Source organism: Turicibacter faecis (assembly GCF_037076425.1).
GTDB lineage: Bacteria > Bacillota_I > Bacilli_A > MOL361 > Turicibacteraceae > Turicibacter > Turicibacter faecis.
This window is the reverse complement of the sequence record NZ_AP028127.1, coordinates 52783-72179: the sequence shown is the minus strand read 5'-3', so window position 1 is coordinate 72179 and position 19397 is coordinate 52783. Positions and strand designations below refer to the sequence as shown.

General features: G+C 37.2%; 17 protein-coding genes. 3 read left to right on the top strand and 14 right to left on the bottom strand.

Annotation, left to right across the window (positions count from 1 at the left end; translation table 11 throughout):
- Nucleotide 1: 1 nt before the first annotated feature.
- Entirely contained in the window at nt 2–1438 is a 1437-nt protein-coding gene (gltX, locus tag AACH31_RS00360) for a glutamate--tRNA ligase (protein WP_262953624.1), read from the bottom strand.
- A 710-nt stretch (nt 1439–2148) separates the two neighbouring features.
- On the opposite strand from gltX, the gene AACH31_RS00355 reads away from it, so the two are divergent.
- Nucleotides 2149–2526, top strand: a complete 378-nt coding sequence (locus AACH31_RS00355; RefSeq protein ID WP_262953623.1) for a hypothetical protein — start codon at nt 2149–2151, stop codon at nt 2524–2526.
- 812 nt (nt 2527–3338) lie between these two features.
- Here AACH31_RS00355 and ispF read toward each other — a convergent pair.
- The 9 genes from ispF to AACH31_RS00310 all read right to left on the bottom strand — a co-directional run bounded on the left by ispF (nt 3339) and on the right by AACH31_RS00310 (nt 11801).
- Nucleotides 3339–3824, bottom strand: a complete 486-nt coding sequence (ispF, locus tag AACH31_RS00350; RefSeq protein WP_161831798.1) for a 2-C-methyl-D-erythritol 2,4-cyclodiphosphate synthase — start codon at nt 3822–3824, stop codon at nt 3339–3341.
- An 18-nt stretch (nt 3825–3842) separates the two neighbouring features.
- Nucleotides 3843–4529: a DUF1700 domain-containing protein gene (locus AACH31_RS00345; protein WP_262950116.1), complete on the bottom strand. Its 687-nt coding sequence runs from the start codon at nt 4527–4529 to the stop codon at nt 3843–3845.
- Nucleotides 4530–4532: 3 nt separating this feature from the next.
- Nucleotides 4533–4847 (bottom strand): PadR family transcriptional regulator, encoded by a 315-nt coding sequence (locus AACH31_RS00340; RefSeq protein ID WP_161831800.1) that lies wholly within the window; start codon nt 4845–4847, stop codon nt 4533–4535.
- Between the two features lie 80 nt (nt 4848–4927).
- A complete protein-coding gene (locus AACH31_RS00335; protein WP_161831801.1) occupies nt 4928–5644 on the bottom strand; it encodes a PepSY domain-containing protein in 717 nt (238 codons plus the stop codon).
- 779 nt (nt 5645–6423) lie between these two features.
- Nucleotides 6424–7251 carry a hypothetical protein gene (locus AACH31_RS00330; RefSeq protein ID WP_262950118.1) on the bottom strand — a complete coding sequence of 276 codons (828 nt, stop codon included), beginning with the start codon at nt 7249–7251 and terminating at the stop codon, nt 6424–6426.
- A gap of 60 nt (nt 7252–7311) precedes the next feature.
- A complete protein-coding gene (locus AACH31_RS00325) occupies nt 7312–7716 on the bottom strand; it encodes a hypothetical protein (RefSeq protein WP_262950119.1) in 405 nt (134 codons plus the stop codon).
- 426 nt (nt 7717–8142) lie between these two features.
- Nucleotides 8143–8823 (bottom strand): 2-C-methyl-D-erythritol 4-phosphate cytidylyltransferase, encoded by a 681-nt coding sequence (ispD, locus tag AACH31_RS00320; protein ID WP_161832631.1) that lies wholly within the window; start codon nt 8821–8823, stop codon nt 8143–8145.
- Between the two features lie 70 nt (nt 8824–8893).
- The gene (gene glpX, locus AACH31_RS00315) at nt 8894–9904 is read right to left on the bottom strand and encodes a class II fructose-bisphosphatase (RefSeq protein WP_161832630.1); all 1011 of its coding nucleotides are present in this window, start codon (nt 9902–9904) and stop codon (nt 8894–8896) included.
- A gap of 325 nt (nt 9905–10229) precedes the next feature.
- The gene (locus AACH31_RS00310) at nt 10230–11801 is read right to left on the bottom strand and encodes an FUSC family protein (protein ID WP_262950120.1); all 1572 of its coding nucleotides are present in this window, start codon (nt 11799–11801) and stop codon (nt 10230–10232) included.
- A gap of 351 nt (nt 11802–12152) precedes the next feature.
- Between AACH31_RS00310 and AACH31_RS00305 the strand changes: the two genes are divergently transcribed.
- On the top strand, nt 12153–13373 hold the full coding sequence (locus AACH31_RS00305) for a cation:proton antiporter (RefSeq protein WP_161832628.1): 1221 nt from the start codon (nt 12153–12155) through the stop codon (nt 13371–13373).
- A gap of 485 nt (nt 13374–13858) precedes the next feature.
- Here the strand turns inward: AACH31_RS00305 and AACH31_RS00300 are convergent, their stop codons facing one another.
- The 3 genes from AACH31_RS00300 to radA all read right to left on the bottom strand — a co-directional run bounded on the left by AACH31_RS00300 (nt 13859) and on the right by radA (nt 17003).
- Nucleotides 13859–14170: a hypothetical protein gene (locus AACH31_RS00300; RefSeq protein ID WP_262950121.1), complete on the bottom strand. Its 312-nt coding sequence runs from the start codon at nt 14168–14170 to the stop codon at nt 13859–13861.
- 128 nt (nt 14171–14298) lie between these two features.
- Nucleotides 14299–15273, bottom strand: coding sequence for a hypothetical protein (locus AACH31_RS00295; protein ID WP_338617732.1), 975 nt, complete (start codon nt 15271–15273; stop codon nt 14299–14301).
- Nucleotides 15274–15614: 341 nt separating this feature from the next.
- Entirely contained in the window at nt 15615–17003 is a 1389-nt protein-coding gene (gene radA, locus AACH31_RS00290) for a DNA repair protein RadA (RefSeq protein ID WP_262950124.1), read from the bottom strand.
- Between the two features lie 462 nt (nt 17004–17465).
- Between radA and hflX the strand changes: the two genes are divergently transcribed.
- Nucleotides 17466–18731, top strand: coding sequence for a GTPase HflX (gene hflX, locus AACH31_RS00285; RefSeq protein WP_161832624.1), 1266 nt, complete (start codon nt 17466–17468; stop codon nt 18729–18731).
- Nucleotides 18732–18796: 65 nt separating this feature from the next.
- Here hflX and AACH31_RS00280 read toward each other — a convergent pair whose 3' ends face one another.
- Nucleotides 18797–19333 carry an RNA polymerase sigma factor gene (locus AACH31_RS00280; RefSeq protein ID WP_262950125.1) on the bottom strand — a complete coding sequence of 179 codons (537 nt, stop codon included), beginning with the start codon at nt 19331–19333 and terminating at the stop codon, nt 18797–18799.
- Nucleotides 19334–19397: the final 64 nt, after the last annotated feature.

The window sequence follows — 19397 nt, the reverse complement described above, 5'->3', positions numbered from 1 at the left end:
CTTAAATAAATTTTTCAATACGTGAAACGACAGTTTCTTTTCCAAGTAAAGCTAACGCTTTTGGTAAATCTGGTCCATGCATTTGACCTGTTGTCGCAATTCGACAAGGCATAAACAACATTTTTCCTTTTGCTCCACTTGCTTTCCCAGCAGCTTTAACAGAAGCTTGGATCCCTTCTGCTGTAAAGTCCTCTAAAGATTCTAATTGATCTTTGAAAGCCTTTAATGTTGCTGAAATACCTTCTTGATTAATGAATGCTTGTGCTTCTTCATCTAATGTTAATTCTTCTGAGAAAAATTCATCGTATAAATCAACGATTTCTGCACCATATGATAAACGGTCATGGAATAACGAAACTAATTCTACCGCCCATTGGTGTGTACGCCCTTCTAAGATTCCCGCTTCTACTAAGTGAGGCATACAAAGTTCAAGTAATTCTTCAGCGTCTAACGCTTTAATATAGCGATTATTAATGTAAGCTAATTTAGCTTTATCAAACGTTGAAGGTGATTTAGATAAACGATTTTCATCGAATAATTCCACTAATTGTTCATGTGATAAAATTTCTTCTTCAATTCCTGGAGACCATCCTAATAAGGCGATAAAGTTAAATAAGGCTTCTGGTAAATATCCCATGTTCGCATATTGTTCGATAAATTGCACCGTATCTTTGTCACGTTTCGATAACTTTTTCCCGTGTTCGTTTACAATTAACGTCATATGTGCAAATGTTGGGACATCCCATCCAAACGCACGATAAATCATCATTTGTTTTGGCGTATTTGTAATGTGTTCTTCTCCACGGAAAACGTGAGTAATTTTCATTAAGTGATCGTCCACTACAACCGCAAAGTTATACGTTGGAATTCCATTACTCTTCATGATGACCCAATCACCAAAATCTGATGAGTTAAATGTAATTTCTCCACGAACGATGTCATTGAATGTATAAACTTCATTTTCTGGAACTTTAATACGAACAACATATTCCCCACGTGCTTCTAACTGTGCACGTTCCTCAGCTGTCGCATTTAAACAACGACGTGAGTAATGAATATTATCATGCCCATGAGTTGACATAGCCTCGCGTTCAGCTTCAAGTTCCTCACTTGTACAGTAGCATTTATAAGCTAATCCTTTTTCAATTAACTCGTCTACATATTTACGGTAAATATCTAAACGCTCTAATTGGCGGTAAGGCCCGTAGTCTCCACCAACATCAAATGACTCATCCCATTCAATACCTAGCCAACGTAAATAGTTCATTTGCGATTCTTCTCCGCCTTCTACATTACGCTCAACATCAGTATCCTCAATACGTAAAATAAAGTCACCACCATGGTGCTTTGCAAATAAATAATTATATAATGCTGTTCTAGCATTTCCGATATGTAAAAATCCTGTTGGACTTGGTGCATAACGAACACGAACTGTCATAATCTTGCCTCCTAATTAAAATACTACTTTATTCTTTTCATATTATATACGATTGAAACAAAATATTAAATATTTTCACCGAAAAAAGCACGAGTCCCGATTAAGAAAATTCCCTCACCACCTTCCCCCACTGATTGGAAAGACCTAAATCCCGCTAAAACGACAAAGTCTTCATAACAAAAGGAAGCTTTCTAAGAGGCTCTCCCCCCCTTTTTCTCCTGTTCGGTTGCTTGTGGATAAGTTCTTTCCTCGTAACAGGAGAATCATTATTTACAATCTGGGGGGATATACCCTATTATTTTAAATTTAAAATTTTTATCTCATTATCTTATGGAATCACCCCTATTAGGAAGTCTATTACTTGATCATGTTCTATCTCTACTAAATTTGGGACATCGGAATTAGAAACATAGCCTAGACGATAAAAAGACAATAACCGGTTAAAAAAGATTCTTTTCAAATCAAATATCAGTCATGTAACTAGTCTGACTTTAAACATCAGACATACTGATGCTAACCATTAATGAGGACCCATTCAAAAAAGTAGTCACTAACCTCGATAGCCAAAATATCGCTCACCGTTAAGGGCCTAAATAGTCGTGTTTAGACAGCCTACTTCCTCATTTAATAGCGTTCCCCGTGGCATCATAAAACATTGGACAAATCCAATATTATTATAGTAAACTTTACGTGATGAGGGGGGCTGTAAGATGAGTGAGTATAGGACCATTCAGATTAAACGAATGTTTACTTATGATGGAATAAAAAAGAAGATTTTTGAAATTAATATGAATTCTTTAGCCAAAGACGGTTGGGAACTGTTTGAAATAGATTTATTTAATCATCAATTGTATTTAAAGAAAACTCGTTCAAATATCATCTATGAATATAAATTAATTCATATCAAAAATTTATTTACCCTAAATTTTTTACCTCTACTATTAAAAAAACTCTATAAAAGAGAGGAAACATTAACTAATTTCGAAAACACGATGAATTCATTAGCTAAGGAAGGTTGGGAACTATTTAAATGCTATAAATGGGTGAGTTTATTTATTTTACGTCGTCCACTAACTAAGGAACTCTAGCGATAAAAAAAGCCAGAGTTATCTTGCAACGTCATCCATTTATTCATTTACCGACGCTCGTCTAATAAAGCATTTTCTGCAAGGCTACCCTTCCCGATTAACGGCTAGTCTCCTAAAAGGAAAAATATTTACTTTTAAATCTTTTATTTTTATAATAAAATTAACCATATTTGGAATTAATTTTATAAAAAGTATATAGTTGGTGGTAGATTAAAAAAAAAGAAAGAAGAATATTTTTTTAAAATTTTTAATATTAGTAAAATTAAATATGATAAGGATTATTTTATTTTACTAACTATATTTTTAATTTCACTTTATGGAATACCTATAAAAACTATGGGGTTTTATAATTTTAATATTAATGATATGAGGGTAATAAAAAGCTTAAGTATTGTTACGATTATTTCTGGCTGTTTATTATATGTATTATTTTGTCCAAAGAGTTTTGAAGGGAGAGAAAAAAATAAAAAAAGGTAAGCAGTATAACTGGGCGAGTTTATTTATTTTACGTCGTCCACTGACTAAGGAGCTCTAGCAATAAAAAAAGCCGAAGTTATCTTGCAACGTCATCCATTAATTCATTTACCGACGCTCGTCTAATAAATCATTTTCTGCAAGGTTATCCTTCCTGATTAACGGCTAGTATCCTCAGTGGATAACTGCCACTTTGTTCAAGCGACTTATATTTGTCACCTTTGATAACTACTAACGTTATTCCCATTCTAACGGGGACCCCTTAAAAGAGAGTTACAAATTCTAATAAAAAAGTGATTTTCCGTAACTGGAAAATCACTTTTTTATTTCAACTTTATTTACAAGGCATTCTTTTTAAAGAGTAGAACCACGCATTCTGACGCAATTCCTTCTTCACGACCGACAAAGCCTAACTTTTCGCCACGTGTGGCTTTAATGTTAACCTGCTCCATCGTCGCCCCTAAATCGGCGGCAATATTTGCACGCATCGCATCAATATGGGGACGCATCTTCGGACGCTCAGCATAAATTGTTGCATCTAAGTTTCCAAGCACATATCCCGCTTCATCTAACATTTCCTTAGCCCCACGCAACAAAATGCGAGAATCTACCCCTTTATATTTAGGATCTGTATCAGGAAAATGAGTTCCGATATCGCCTTTAGCTAATGCCCCAATAATAGCCTCCGTCACCGCATGACATAAGACATCCGCATCACTATGACCGAGCAACCCTTTCGAATGCTCTATCTCTACCCCACCTAAAATTAACTTTCGCCCTTCAACCAGTTGATGAATATCCGTTGAATGTCCAATTCGAATCATACTTATCTTCCTTTCCAACTAACTAAAATCAATCTCAAATAAGTCGTCAAAATCAAGAATCCCCTGCGACCTCTCTTCAATCAAGTCAAATAACTCCCCTTCCGAAACCCCTTGCTTCAAAAACGGATTCGTATAAATACTCCCAACAAAGACCGCACTTCCCACTATTATAGCAACAACACGCGAAACTATTAAATACCTTTCAATTCCTTTTTTCCTACCCCGTTCTCTTTTTTCCCGATTCCAAACTAACCACCCAACATATCCTGAAGCAATTGCTAAATTAAAGGCCACGATGGCGGCGAAAAAGAGAGCAATCATTAATCCCAACGAGATTAGTGAGATAAAAAAGCCTCCGATCACTAAACGAAGCATCATAAGAAATGACCAGCAAGCAATAAAAAGACAAATCCCCATCACCGCAATCCCAAACAATTGTTTACCGCGATTCGTTTCCCGAGAGGGACCTTTCCAAACATTTACCTCTTCTTCTAACGCCTCATCCACGATAAACGACTCAAGAACTTCTTTGGCTACCTGCTTTGGAGAACCAATTTCAGATAAAATATCTGATTCCTTTATCCCACAAGACACCATCTCATTTATTTGTTCCCGGTAACTTTCTAAAATGGCCTCCCGATCCTCAGGAGAAATGCGTTGTAAATCCCCGGCGAGTTCCTCTAACCACTGATTCAAAATCTCCATCTTTTAGTCTCCCTCCTCTAATAATCGTTGCACGGATTCCACCATCTGATTCCATTCCTTTAAAAGAGTCGTTAAATAGACCTCTCCCTCAACCGTCATCGAATAATATTTTCGCGTCGGTCCCTCTGACGACGCCTTATTGTACGTCTGCAAATACCCTTCCTTTGTTAAACGACGAAGAAGTGGATAAATCGTACTTTCAGTCACTTCAATATATAAAGAAACTTGTTGTACCATCTCATACCCGTATAAATCACGACGCTTAATTAATCGTAAAACACATAATTCTAAAACACCTTTTTTATATTGTGCATTCATATCTTTCCTTCTATAACAATCCTGTTACATTAAACCTCCCTCTTCACGACGCTGCCACCCGTTGAAAACTCGACCTTAGTCTATTTTGTACTCGCCCGAAGCACTTGGCCATCTACTGCACTAATCTCATATTCGTACTCTATCCCATTCGCTATAACATTTACTTCATAAATGGGAGTTCCGTCGTCAGTATCTAAAGAAATTTCCGTTACAACTCCGCCTTGAACCTGGGCACTCGCCATTGACTTCGCCTGTTCGACATCAATTGTTAACGCCTGTTGATTAGGGGCAATCACCTGATTAATTAATTCTTTTTCTTGATGAATGACATGACCATCTCGTGCATCAATTTCATATTCATACGTATATGTTTCATCAACCACTGTTACCTCATAACTCGCATGATGGTCTTCTTTCTCTAACTGAACGCGAACAATCGTTCCATTTCCTAACGTTTCGACAATCTCACGTACTCGTGGCTCTTCTAAGAGTGGAGCTTCCGAATAATTTTTTGTCTGGTGCTTTAAAACACTTCCGTCAATCGCACTAATTTCAACTTCGTGTTCAACCCCATCATTCACAATTTTAAATTCATAATGTGGCAACTTATCGTCATGATCATAGGAGAAATCAATAATGCTCCCGCTTCCTACTTCCTGAAGCGCTAGCTCCTTTGCCTGAGCCTCGGTCATCGTAGAGAGCGATGATTGCTCCTGATTAAGATCACCTGGTGACTTCGAACACCCCAATAAAAGGGCACCCATCACAACCATTGAACATAAAGAGACCTTGTTCATTTCTAAAACCTCCTCATTTATTGATGAAAAGAAACATCTTCTTATCTACTGTGTAAAGCATAATAGAGTATACCATTAACTACTATACATTGTCCAGTAGTGTAAAAAAAGTCATTTATCAAATTCTTTAATCCTTATTCCGATCATTACTAACTAACTTTCTAGAATAATGAGGTTAAAAAACCGTACACTCACTTAAAATTTATCGCTACCTCTAAATATCGTACCCTTTTCTCCCTTTTCTCATACGGTGAAACAAACCCTATTCCCAAGTAAAATAGATTTTCACCTGGCTTGCTTACCTTCCGTAATCCTCTTCTAAAAAAGGGCGATAATTTCATCAACCATTCAGCCCTAACGTTTAAATTCGCCCTGAAACAGGCCACCAAAGATAGAAATCAAAAAAATTTATAAATCTATTCATTTTAGTGAATAACTTTTACTTATTTTACCATAACAAATATGTAAGTGATAAACTTACATCCCCCCCTAAAATTTTTTCACATATTACTCTCCCAAAACTTTTATATATTTAAAAAAACGTTCATTCCCCCATGAACGTTTTTTTAGTTTTCGAATCAACAACTGAGGTCATGTCTTCCTATCTAAAATAGGACTCACCCTTTTTCAATGATTGAATACACCAACTCCACCTAATTAAAAGGGAGATCGCCGAACATATGATCGGTGACCTCCCTTTTAAATTGCGCCTATAACATTTCTTACCACGCTAAACCCTCAAAACTACCAAATAGATCACAACGACTTGACTGAAAAATTTAATAGCCTCTTAATAATTCATACGGTAAGTTATACTTTTGTGACAATTTCTTTATTTCTTTATTTGCCTTTGAATATTCAGCTTTATCTTTTAGTAAAACATCCCCTTCTAATTGAGCATACGTTATCTTTTTTCGTAAATCCTCATCTATTTTATCACTCATTTCTTTAAACGAAGGAACTAAAATTCTAGTATCTAAAGAATATTCATTCCAATCTTGGTTAATGACTTCATCATCTTCTAAAAATCCTTGGACAACCCCTGTCCATTCCTCAGAAAAATATAATAAAGGAATTTCGTCACCTATGTCATAATATTCTTTAAACTCACTTCCTAAAATTAAGGGCAGTTTTTTTTCAGTTAAACTATAATCCGTCCCTGCAAATTCATTCCCCTCGCTTAACGATAAATCATATAAATCCCATGCATCCTGATCCATAGAAATACAATTAATCGGCGTAATTAATAATTCTTTATTATTCACATGAACGGTTTGATTTTTTAAATCAGCCCCATATTCATATCCATTTACTAATTGATTTGGCTTATCCCATTCCCCAATAAACTCTACAACATTAGGTAAAAATTCAATAAATGTAAATTTCTCACTTTCCTTTAATTCTTGCTTAAAGTTATTTAATCTTTCTAAAATATTATCTTGATCTAATAATTGGCCTAGCGAATCATTTTGAATATTTTGTAAATCAGCTAGATGAAAATATTGTTGTTCAAAATCGTTTTTTTCTTGATACATCATAAAAAGACTCACACAAGATAATACACTAATGATAATAAAGATTACTATAACCTTCATCCGTTCTTTCATTACAAATTCCTCCTATAAAAAAACAACAATATAAATTTATATTGTTGTTTTTTTTTTTGATTATTTTACAGCCCAATATACATGTGGAGTTCCAGCTGTTGGAGTAGTTCCAGTTGTTGCCCAAACTTCTCCTGTTCCCCATGCAGAAGCTGAAACTAATGTGTTAGTAACAAACAATACTTTCTTTTCTAAAGTTACAGTCGTTTTATGATATAAAGCATTTCCTGTTGTACTTTCAACAACATTGGTTGCTCCCTTAGCATAATACTGACCCGTACTATGATTTACATAACGTGAAACACCACTACTGAGTAATTTAGCAACTCTTGATTGTGGAGCCTCTCCATTATAAATAGCAGTATCATACTCTACTAAATCTAGTCCGAACCCTGGAAGTGGCTCTTGTGGTTCAATTCGATCTAGTGTACTTGCTGAAGCAAATAAGTTACCCCCCTGAAAATACACCGAATAAAGATAATGCTAATAATCCTTTTTAAAATCCATCATTTCTACATCTCCTTTTCTCCAAATATAAACAACTTGATTGTAACTCCCCCCCCCGTGTTGAAAAAGCAAGAAATACGAACACCAAAAGGTTAAATTTACATTTTCTATTAAAAAATTCCTTATACATTTGATGATAGCGTTACCCAACGTTTCCAATCTTTTTAGGATGAGTTTGATTATTTCCCTAAAGAGATTCTAGTCTTCCATTCACTTCACGAGTGCACCCTTCACCTAAGGTTCGCGCCACACTTTAGATAATAACTATTCTTTACAAATCAACTAAGCTTTTTTTTACCACAATCCATACATAAAAATGAGAAGGTAATCTTTTTTCTTTTATCGTTATCACATGACTGAAAATATTTCTTGTGGATAACTTTATCCTTAACTTTCTAGATGAAGAAGTTGCTCAGCTAATACTAAATCTTCTGGCGTTGTTAATTTGATATTCGTGTATGAGCCCTTCACAATGTGCACCGGCGTATCTGTAAATTTCTCAATTAAACTCGCCTCGTCTGTTCCTAAGAAATGATGTTGTCTTGCCCCTAAATGAGCCTGCTTCAAGACCGAAGTCGGTGCTGCTTGAGGGGTTTGTACGCTATACATTTCATCACGACGAGGGGTTTCAACGACGACTCCGTCAATCACCCGCTTCATCGTGTCTTTTACGGGAACCGCAACAATCGCTGCCTTTTCCTCTTGCGCCAATGACACACATTCCGCGATCATCTGTGAGGTAACAAACGGACGGGCCCCGTCATGCACAAGCACCACCTCTTCACGAACAACTTGAAGCCCATGATAAACACTGTATTGACGTTCACTCCCACCACTCACTAATTCAATCCGATCATCGTTAATCTGTGCCTTATCTAATAATTGTTCCATCATTTGATGTTCTAACTCATTGACTACTAAAATAAGTTGTCCACAGTTTATATCTTTTAAGAATTTTTTGATGGTATGAACAACGACTGGTTGTCCTTTTAGCGAATGTAACATTTTATTATAGCCTAGTCCCATGCGACTCCCAATTCCTGCTGCTAAAATAATGACACTATACATCGACTCACTCCTCTTATGAAAGAAGCTCCCATTTAGTTGATGGGAGCTCTTTTTTTATCATAACCAATTTTTATAAAATAATCTCTTTAATTTGTTCATCTTTACGATCTAAATAATGCACGGATTGAATGCGACGAACGGTACGTGATTTCCCACGAATTAATAATGTTTCAGTCGTCGCCATTCCATCTTCACATACAATTCCATCTAATAAATCACCTTTTGTGATTCCCGTTGCAGAGAACATGACGTTATCACTTTTAGCCATATCTTCTAATTTTAAAATTTGACCAGGTTCAACTCCCATTTCTTTACAACGACGCGCTTCATCTTCACTCATACGAATGTTTTCTTCCGTTTCACCTTTTACATCTTTGCGTAAAACTAAACGTCCTTGCATATCTCCATCTAAAGCGCGAATAACAGCAGCAGATACAACACCTTCTGGCGCCCCACCAATTCCATAAACCATATCCACTTCACTAAATGGCATACACGTTAGAATAGAGGCTGCAACATCTCCGTCTGGAATTGCGAATACACGCACACCCAACTGTTGCATTTGTTTAATTTGTTCATCATGGCGTGGTTTGGCAAGTGTCATCACCGTAAATGCAGATAACGGTTTATTAACTGCTTTTGCGACACGCTTAATATTTTCTTCTAAAGATAAGTCCAGGTCAATAACACCTTTGGCTTTTGGACCGACAATTAACTTTTCCATATACATATCTGGCGCCTTTAAAAATGAACCCTTTTCTCCAACGGCAAGGGTTGTCATCGCATTGGCCTGCCCCATCGCCGTCATGCGTGTTCCTTCAATTGGATCAACAGCAATATCTACATCATCACCAAATCCTGTTCCAACTCGCTCCCCAATATATAACATTGGAGCCTCATCAATTTCACCCTCACCAATCACAATCTCACCACGAATATTAATTTCATTTAATACATGACGCATCGCAAGAACGGCAGCACCATCCGCCTCATTCTTATCTCCACGACCTAACCATTTATACCCTGCTAAAGCCGCTGCCTCTGTCGCACGGGAAAACTCAATTGCCAACTCACGTCTCATGTGTAACCCTCCTAAAAGTTAAAATTCCTCTTTCATTATATCAAAAAATGTTAAACTATGTTTTATTTTCTCATCATTCTCCCCATAAAAAAATTGCCCATTAATCGTTTGACCTTACTCCTAGCGAAAGATTCCTCTAGGGATTTCCCCTTTTAAACGACGTGACCAGCCAATCATCAAAAAGTTCCCTCTTATTTCAAACACTTGACTAATAAAGGAATCATTATCTTTACATCCCCCGACTACAGGCTCTATAAAATCAACCGAATAATATATCCGTGTATAAAAAAATCACCTGTTCCCACAAGGGAAGAGGTGACTCGTTTTACGATTGGGCCCGAACTAAAGCCTCAAAACTGACATCTAACCATTCCGAATACTTTTCATCCTCTAATTTTCCCATTTCAAGGTAATGATAGGCATCGACAATGGCCTCATGGGGATTGTTTTGAGGAGTCTTGATTAAATGATTCTTTTGTTGCTCATATAAATCAATATAATGTTCCTTAATGTCTTTTCTTCGAATTGGAAATAACCACTTATTTCCTAGATAGGCAATGACAGCACCTACTACAATATAAAACAAGCGATTACCAATAACAATTGAACCTGTTGCGGTTAAAAGAGCCCCTCCTAATGCCTGGATCGTAATAAAAATCATTTTAAAATCATAACGGTTCATATACATTCCGATATAAGAAGAGAGTAAGACGATAATCATTTGTTGAGATTCCTCTTTAAAAATCGTAATCAAAGCAACAAAAATAGTCGCTCCAACGCCTGTTCCAATTAAACGTTCAATTGTTTTCTTGTGACTAGATTCAGCATCCGGTTGAACAAGTGCTGCAATTGTAAAACATAACCAACGCCCATAACTTAATCCGAATAATTGACTAATAAACAAACATACCGATAATAAAATCGATAATCTCATCGCAAACTTAAATGCATAAGATTCGCGATCTATTGGTTTAAGAAACTGCTCCCATAATGTACGTTGATCATGTGAATACTCGTCTCGCTCCGCTGTCTGTAAAACAAGTAGCACCTGTTTTAACTCTTTCACAGACGTCGCGCCTTGATCAAACATCGATACACCTGAGTAAGCATGATGCCCACCTCGATGTTCTTTAATAAACACAATTAAGTCTTCTATCGTCTCATCATCGATTAATCCAGCCTCGTAATCTTTAGCGACCTCGTCTAATAAATAATACATTTTTTCATAAGCGACCATATGAGTAACCTGTTCTACGCCTTCTTTATTAAACGATCCATTTGTTCCAAAACGCTCATAAATCGCCTTCATAAATCGTCCCATACTCGCTTTTAAAGCATGAACTTCTTCCTCGCATGAACCGGAATCTTTCGCCAACAGGCGCTCAAGACGATGAATTAATTGGTTAAGAACTTGATCCAATCGCGAATTTAAAACTTTATCGTACGTTTTATGATTAAATAACCATTGCAATCCAACGATTAAAAAGGCCCCTCCTATTAAAGCAATCAAACGACCTGGCAAATCAGTCGGTGCAGAGGGTGAAAGAAAGATCAAGAATAAATACCCTAAAATAAAGGGGAAGTGATAAGGTTTTTTATTTCCCTCAACCATCACATACGTTGCATAAAAAATAAAACCGAAATTAAGAATTAACCCCAAAATAGGATTTAATAAACTTAAATAACTAAAGATCCCCATTGCAAGTAGAAAACATAATAATCGAATCACCAAAAGGCCCAAGTTATACGTTAAATCTTTCTCACAAATACCAAGTCCGATAATTAAAACCGTAATTCCAACCATTTTGTTAGAAACACCGAATACATTTTGAAAAAAAGAAATAAACAGCAGCATAAAGATAAACATCAATGTATTTACAATGATCTTCTGCTTCATTTTCTCACCCCTCTAAAAAATTAATATTAAATACCTTACCAAAGAATGATAATTTTGTCAAATTAAATCCAGATTGCCAAAAGTCCCTCTAATCGGCTAATTCGCTTGATTGAGAAAGTGACTCACATATATTTTAACCAACTCAAAATGTATAGACAGGCGATTATCTACCTTGCATCGCCTAATCATTTGTACTAAAAACAAATACGCCTAATGTTTCTGTTTATACGTTATCTCTATCTATTAAATGAAAACGAATCTAAATGGAAAATTTTATTATTTATTGGTTGTAAATGCCTGGTGTGAGTAGTATAATTTCTCAATGTAAAACCTAAGGGGGGAATAGTAAAAATGTTATCTTATGAATTTCTATTTGACATTGCTTTAATTTTAATGAGTACAAAATTACTCGGACTCTTAACCAAACAAATTAAATTACCACAAGTGGTGGGTGCCTTATTAGCTGGTTTATTACTTGGACCTGCTTGCCTAAATATTCTACACGAGACAGACTTCATCATCCAACTCGCTGAACTAGGGGTCATTGTGTTAATGTTTACTGCTGGACTCGAAACGGATATTAATGAGCTAAAAAAATCAGGAAAAGCTTCTCTGATTATCGCTATTTTAGGAATGATTATTCCATTAGCAGGGGGATTTATACTTGCATCGATCTTTAACAAAGGGGGAATTTCTGATGCGAGCGCACTTCCTTTCTTACAAAATATCTTTATTGGGATTATTTTAACGGCAACTTCTGTTAGTATCACGGTAGAAACATTAAAAGAACTAGGAAAATTAAGCACTCGAGCTGGAAATGCGATTTTAGGTGCTGCAATCATCGATGATATTTTAGGTGTTATCGCCTTAACAGTTGTAACAAGTGCCACAGACCCAAATGTAAGCATTGCGGTTGTCTTAATAAAAATCGTCCTATTCTTTATCGTTGGGGGATTAGCAGGATTTTTATTTTCGAAATTTATGGAAACTTCAATGCGACGCAGTAAAATGGATCTCCGACGTTTTGTTATCCTATCTTTCGTTTTCTGTTTAATATTATCTTACTGTGCAGAACATTTCTTTGGTGTTGCAGACATTACGGGTGCGTTTATGGCAGGTTTATTTTTATCTAATGCGCCTCGTAAACACTACATCATGAATCGCTTTGAAACGACGGCTTACATGTTATTATCCCCTATCTTTTTTGCAAGTATCGGGATTAAAGTTGTGATCCCAGAAATGACACCGGCCCTCATCACGTTCTCAATCGCCTTAGTCATCATCGCTATTTTAACAAAAGTCCTAGGATGTGCACTGGGTGCTAAGATGTGTAAATACTCTACAACAGAGGCTATCCAAATTGGAACAGGAATGGTCTCACGAGGAGAAGTGGCTCTAATTGTAGCTAGTAAAGGTGCCTCACTTGGACTCATGGGATCCATATTCTTTGGCCCTATCGTTATTATGGTTGTTATCACAACCGTCATTACCCCAATTTTATTAAAAATTGTATTTTCTAATAAAGAACAGGAAACAAACTGTGTGCCTGTCTATAAAAAAACAACGGCTTAATCACCAATGAAAAAAACAACGTTTAATCGGCGATAACATTTAATCATAAAAAAAGTAATCTGAATGAAAGATTACTTTTTTTGTGCAAACGATAAAATGGATAATTAAACGCCCCCTGATCCTAGTAAAACTATCACCAAAGGAAAACTATTTTTTAGTCGCGTTCATACCACTCGTCTGTGGCATTCCTCCCCTCTCTTTCTTCCCCGTTAATAACTCTCTATCTATTGATACGAACATGAACTTCTTGTCATTAATAATAAAAGCCGTTCGTTTTTGAACACCATCCACTTGAAGTTGGCGACTCTAATTTTGTATAATTAGACAAGACACAATTGTCCCCTCATTAACACTATCATTTACAACACGAACCTGATGTTAAAACGGATGCGTTTCATTTCCTTTTTTAAACCGACACTTCTTTGTACCCATCTCCCACACATAAACAAAAAACCTTCGCTCGCATGGAACGAAGGTTTTCTTATCTATTTTGCATTCTCTTTAACAACAAAAGAAAGAATCATGCCACGATTAAAATAAAGGGCATCTTCTGAAATCTTATTCAATAAATCAGTTTTCAGAAGATCATTTTTCACGAGCTCGTCTTCATCGCTCTCCACTTTTAAAACAATATGGAATGTATCCTCCTCGAAAGATACCTCTTCCATCTCATACCCGTTTTTTACAAGATAGCTTTCCACATTTTTTATTTGCTTATTCACTAACCATGAATAGCCCCCGATTGACACTCCCATTAAAATAAATAGACTTATGGTTACTCCCACTACTTTCTTCATTCTCATCCCCCTTTTTTGTTACTTGATTACCTATTATTACACATTATCCCTTAATATGCAAGTTTTTGTAAAAGCGTTATAGATGTTGCTAAAAAGGAGACTTCAGTTGAAGTCTCCCCTTTTTTTTCTTATTCATCAGATGATAAGGAATATCCAAATAAATACACATCCTCTGCCTGATTAGAGTCTTCCCCCGACTCCGTGCTTTCCTTAAAAGAAAAAACATTATTAAAGGCAGTCATCCCGCTTCCAACGCTAAATCTTCGCGTCTCTTTATACGTCACTTGACAGTCCTCATTGATATTAGGAACCGTTGTTAACGTTTCATACACTAACTGGCCATTAGCATCTAATCCCTTGCGCACAATTTCTGTTGTCGCCTCATAATTCACGTTCTGATAAACAAACGATTCCGTCCACTGATTTCCAACCTCAAGAGGCGCCTTTAACACCACCTTATTTGGAATAATCGAACTCAATAAATTATCCTGCCGTAACACACTATAACGATCTTGATTTTTTACATGCTCAATCACTTCTTGATCGTTCACTTCATAAGTCAATAAAAAGGAACGACTCTCACTTTGGCCATATCCATCTCGCATATTCCCTTTAAACTCGATAACAGTTGCACCTTCTGATTCAGAAATGGAACTTAATGTTTGTGTATGACCATACTCACCCTGTCCACTGAATCGCTGTAAATACCCAACCTGTGTTGGAAATAACTCAATCAATGAATCAATTCGCATCTCCTCATCTAAAACATAACGGTGCTCAATCACCTCATATGAATGGGCAACCGCCTGTTGTGGATAACTATTTGATTCCATTTTCTTCACTTGAACACGAATTATCATTCCCGGTTGGGCACCCGAAATATTCTTCACTCGAACCAACTCGTACGCCCCATCTAACCACGATTTTTCATCCATTTCTAAATCCTCAATCGTCAAATCCGAACGCTTAGACATCAAAACCTCCGATTCCCCCGTCGCTAGAACCATGCCTTCTAGACTGAATGAATCTCCCCGCTTATTCAAAAAAAGACTACCGAGCAAAACAATCGCAACAACCCCGACAATAAAAAACCCCTTCTTCATCTCTTACCACCCTTTCAAAAAATCCATCTGCTTCTCCATCTGATAGGTTCTGAACTAATCCACGTCAACTTTCTACTCCGTCATTATTACTAACATATGCCCCTCCATCCGCAAACTTTCCTCATAACATTCGCCTATTCCCTCTCTATTTCGCCACCTCCGTCTTTGTGATAACTAAGAATTTAGGATTTGTTAGCATCCAGACATATTCTTTACACAAAAAAAGACGGTGAGTTTTACCCACCGTCACCCGCTATTAAATTCATCATCATCGCGATTGAAGACTCCCCATCGCCTTCATCACCTGTCTCTTTCATTTATTTCCCATTCCCTCTATCCATTTAAAATTTTAAATCCTCCTTAAACATCGCCTTCAATGCTTCCGCAATCGTATCCACTCCTACAACCTCAATTCCTGATGGCACCTTCCAACCACTCATATTTTTCTTAGGAATAATAGCACGAGTAAATCCTAACTTTTTCGCCTCTTTCACGCGCTCTTCAATGCGTGAAACACGGCGGATTTCTCCCGTTAATCCAACCTCTCCCATATAAACATCACCGCTCGGTGTCATCTTATCCTTATAACTTGATACAATACTTGCGACAATCGCTAAATCCACTGCCGGTTCATCCACTTTTACCCCACCTGTGACCTTTACATACGTGTCTTGATTTTGCAGGAAAAAGCCCATGCGCTTTTCAAGAACCGCCAAAATTAAAGAGACACGATTATAATCAACCCCAGATGCCATTCGCTTCGGATTCCCAAACGACGTCGGCGTTAACAACGATTGAATCTCGACAAGAATCGGACGCGTCCCCTCAATGGATGCCATAATAGCCGTCCCTGGTAATCCCTTCGTGCGATCCTCTAAGAAAACCTCCGATGCATTCGTCACCTCATCAAGGCCCTCTTCTTTCATATCAAAAATTCCAATTTCATTCGTTGAACCAAAACGATTTTTAACGGCGCGTAAAATACGATACGTATGATGCCTTTCCCCTTCAAAATATAACACCGTATCCACCATATGTTCAAGTAAACGAGGCCCCGCAATATTCCCATCTTTCGTCACATGGCCCACAATAAAAATAGAAATCCCCCCTATCTTCGCAATCCTCATTAACTGCGCCGTACACTCGCGAACTTGTGACACACTCCCAGGGGCTGAAGTGACCTCAGGCATATGAATCGTTTGAATCGAGTCAATAATAACAAATTCCGGTTTTAACTGCTGAATTTGACGATCAATTAACGTCAAATCGGTCTCAGCATAAATGTAGAGATGATCACTTGTAACCCCTAGACGTTCGGCACGCAACTTAATTTGACGCGCAGACTCCTCTCCTGAAACATATAACACTTGAACACCTTTATGCGCCAAATCTTGAGCCGTTTGTAAAAGAAGCGTTGATTTTCCAATCCCCGGTTCTCCACCACAAAGAACTAATGAGCCTCGAACAATTCCTCCACCTAATACACGATTTAATTCGCTCATCGACGTGTGAATACGAGACTCCTCTTTCGTTTCAATCTCATGTAAACGTTGAGGCTTTGCCATACTTTCACTTGCCACAAATCCGCGGCGTTGCTCCGCCTTCGTTGGCTTCAATTCCTCCACCATCGTATTCCATTCACCACAACCGGGACATCTACCGACCCACTTTAAACTTTCCATTCCACACTGTTGACAAAAAAATGATGTTTTCGCCTTTGCTCTTGCCATACTGACCCTCCTTACAAATCGTTACCATTTCTATCTAAACCAAAAATATAGTTCACTTTTTTCAAATTGCCCAAACCATTTAAACATGGGACAGTTCCCGTCTGACCATTGTCTATCCAAATATTTTACCCAATCAACCCCTTATCCCAACTAATATCCCTCTCCCATTATCACATAAATCATGAAATTTCGCTAATCATTCATTAAAACCTTACCCTTTCATTATGATAAAAAATAAAAATCTTCAAACGCCTAACGCTAGAAGAACGTATTTTATAAATCTTTTTTCGTCAAACGCATACACTTATAACAAAGAACAATTAAATTTTGCGTCAACTCGCTCATCTAATCTAATTGTTCTCAGTTCGTAAACCTTACTTTTATTTACGATATTATTTCTATTTTACCAATTATTTAGTAAACTTATAATAGCTTTGAAAAATATAACTTTGAGGTGATGAAATGGAAGAAATCATTCAACGCGCCATCCTAGTCGGAGTCGATTTAAATAACGATAAAAACTTTGACTACAGTGTAGAAGAACTTAAAAATTTAGCTGAAGCATGCTCAGTCGAAGTGGCCGACGTTCTAACCCAGAAACTCGAACGGGTAAACTCTGCCCACTATATCGGCTCAGGGAAAGTTGAAGAGGTCGCACACCTTGTTGCGAAAAACGATGCGAACCTCGTCATTTTTAACGACGAACTCTCACCCTCTCAAATCCGTAACCTTGAACACGAACTTCAATGCAAGGTTATTGATCGAACCATTTTAATCCTCGATATTTTTGCTAGCCGTGCCAAAACACGCGAAGCCCAACTTCAAGTCGAAGTAGCCCAGCTTAAATACATGATGCCTCGTCTGATTGGACTTAATGCCTCTTTATCTCGCCAAGCAGGGGGAATCGGTTCAAAAGGACCCGGGGAGAAAAAATTAGAACTTGATCGCCGTCGCATTGAAGAACAAATTCATAAACTAAACAAAGAATTAGACGCCCTCGTTCTAGCCCGTCAAAACCAACGTAAACTACGCAAAAAAAATGCAACCCCTGTCGTGGCCCTCGTCGGTTATACCAACGCTGGTAAATCAACGACAATGAATGCCTTACTAAACGTGTCAAACGCCGAGGCAGATAAAAGTGTCTTCGAAAAAAACATGCTCTTTGCAACACTCGAAACATCGACTCGACAAATTCAACTTCCAGATAATAAACAATTTTTATTAACGGACACCGTCGGATTTGTTAGCAAACTCCCACACCAATTAGTAAAAGCTTTCCGATCAACACTTGAAGAAGTGACAGAGGCAGATTTGCTCCTTCACGTCGTTGACTTATCACATCCGGAATTCCAAGCTCAAATCGAGATTACCAATAAAGTACTTGATGAATTAGGAGTAAAAGAAACACCAATGGTTTACGTCTACAATAAAGCTGATCTTGTGGATAATGAATTTACGCCTAGTACACAAGAGGCTGTTCGAATTTCTGCTAAAAATCTAACCAACATTGATACCCTAATTAATAGTATTAAATCACACCTATTTCACCATTACGTGAAAGAAACTTTCTTGATTCCTTACGATAAAGGCAATATTATCTCTTATCTCAATGACCATGCAACCGTCTTCGAAACTGAATATTTAGATAACGGAACGCTTATTACAGTCGAATGTTCAGACCAAGATGTTGAACGCTTCCATCAATATAAAAAAAGTTCACTCCTTTAAACGGGTGAACTTTTTTTTGTGGATAACTCGATATCTCAAATAAACATTTGACTTATCCACAGATTCTATTTTATAGCTGACGAGATAAAAATCCCCTCATCCTCCTCATTTAAAATCTTTTTTAACTTTAAACGTGCCCTCGATAAACGGCTACGTACAGTTCCCATCGGAATTCCTAAGACGGCTGAAATTTCCTCATACGTTAATTCATCATAATAAAATAAGAGAATAACCTCACGATCGTGATCAGAAAGTTTTTGAAGACAGTCATCAATCGCACAATCCCTTTCCCAGCGGATAATATCAAACGGTGGCTCAACCTGCCCCATTAACCCATCATCAACAACTGATGTTTGTACTCTCTTTAGCCATCCATTTTTTAATAAATCCTTACACGTATTAATCGTAATCCGAATTAACCACGTCTTCTCGCTACTTCTATGATTAAAATTAGCATAATTTTTCATTGCCTTATAAAAGACCTCTTGCGAGACATCCTCCGCTAATTGCCAATCCTTCATATAGCAATAGGCGATTTTATATACATCCCCACTATACAAATCAATTAAACGTTCTAGTGATTCATGGGAATTCAACTTCACACATCTCCCCCTTTCCGAAAGAAGATCTTCAACGGAAGAATAAAAAGGGTGACCGCTTTGGCCA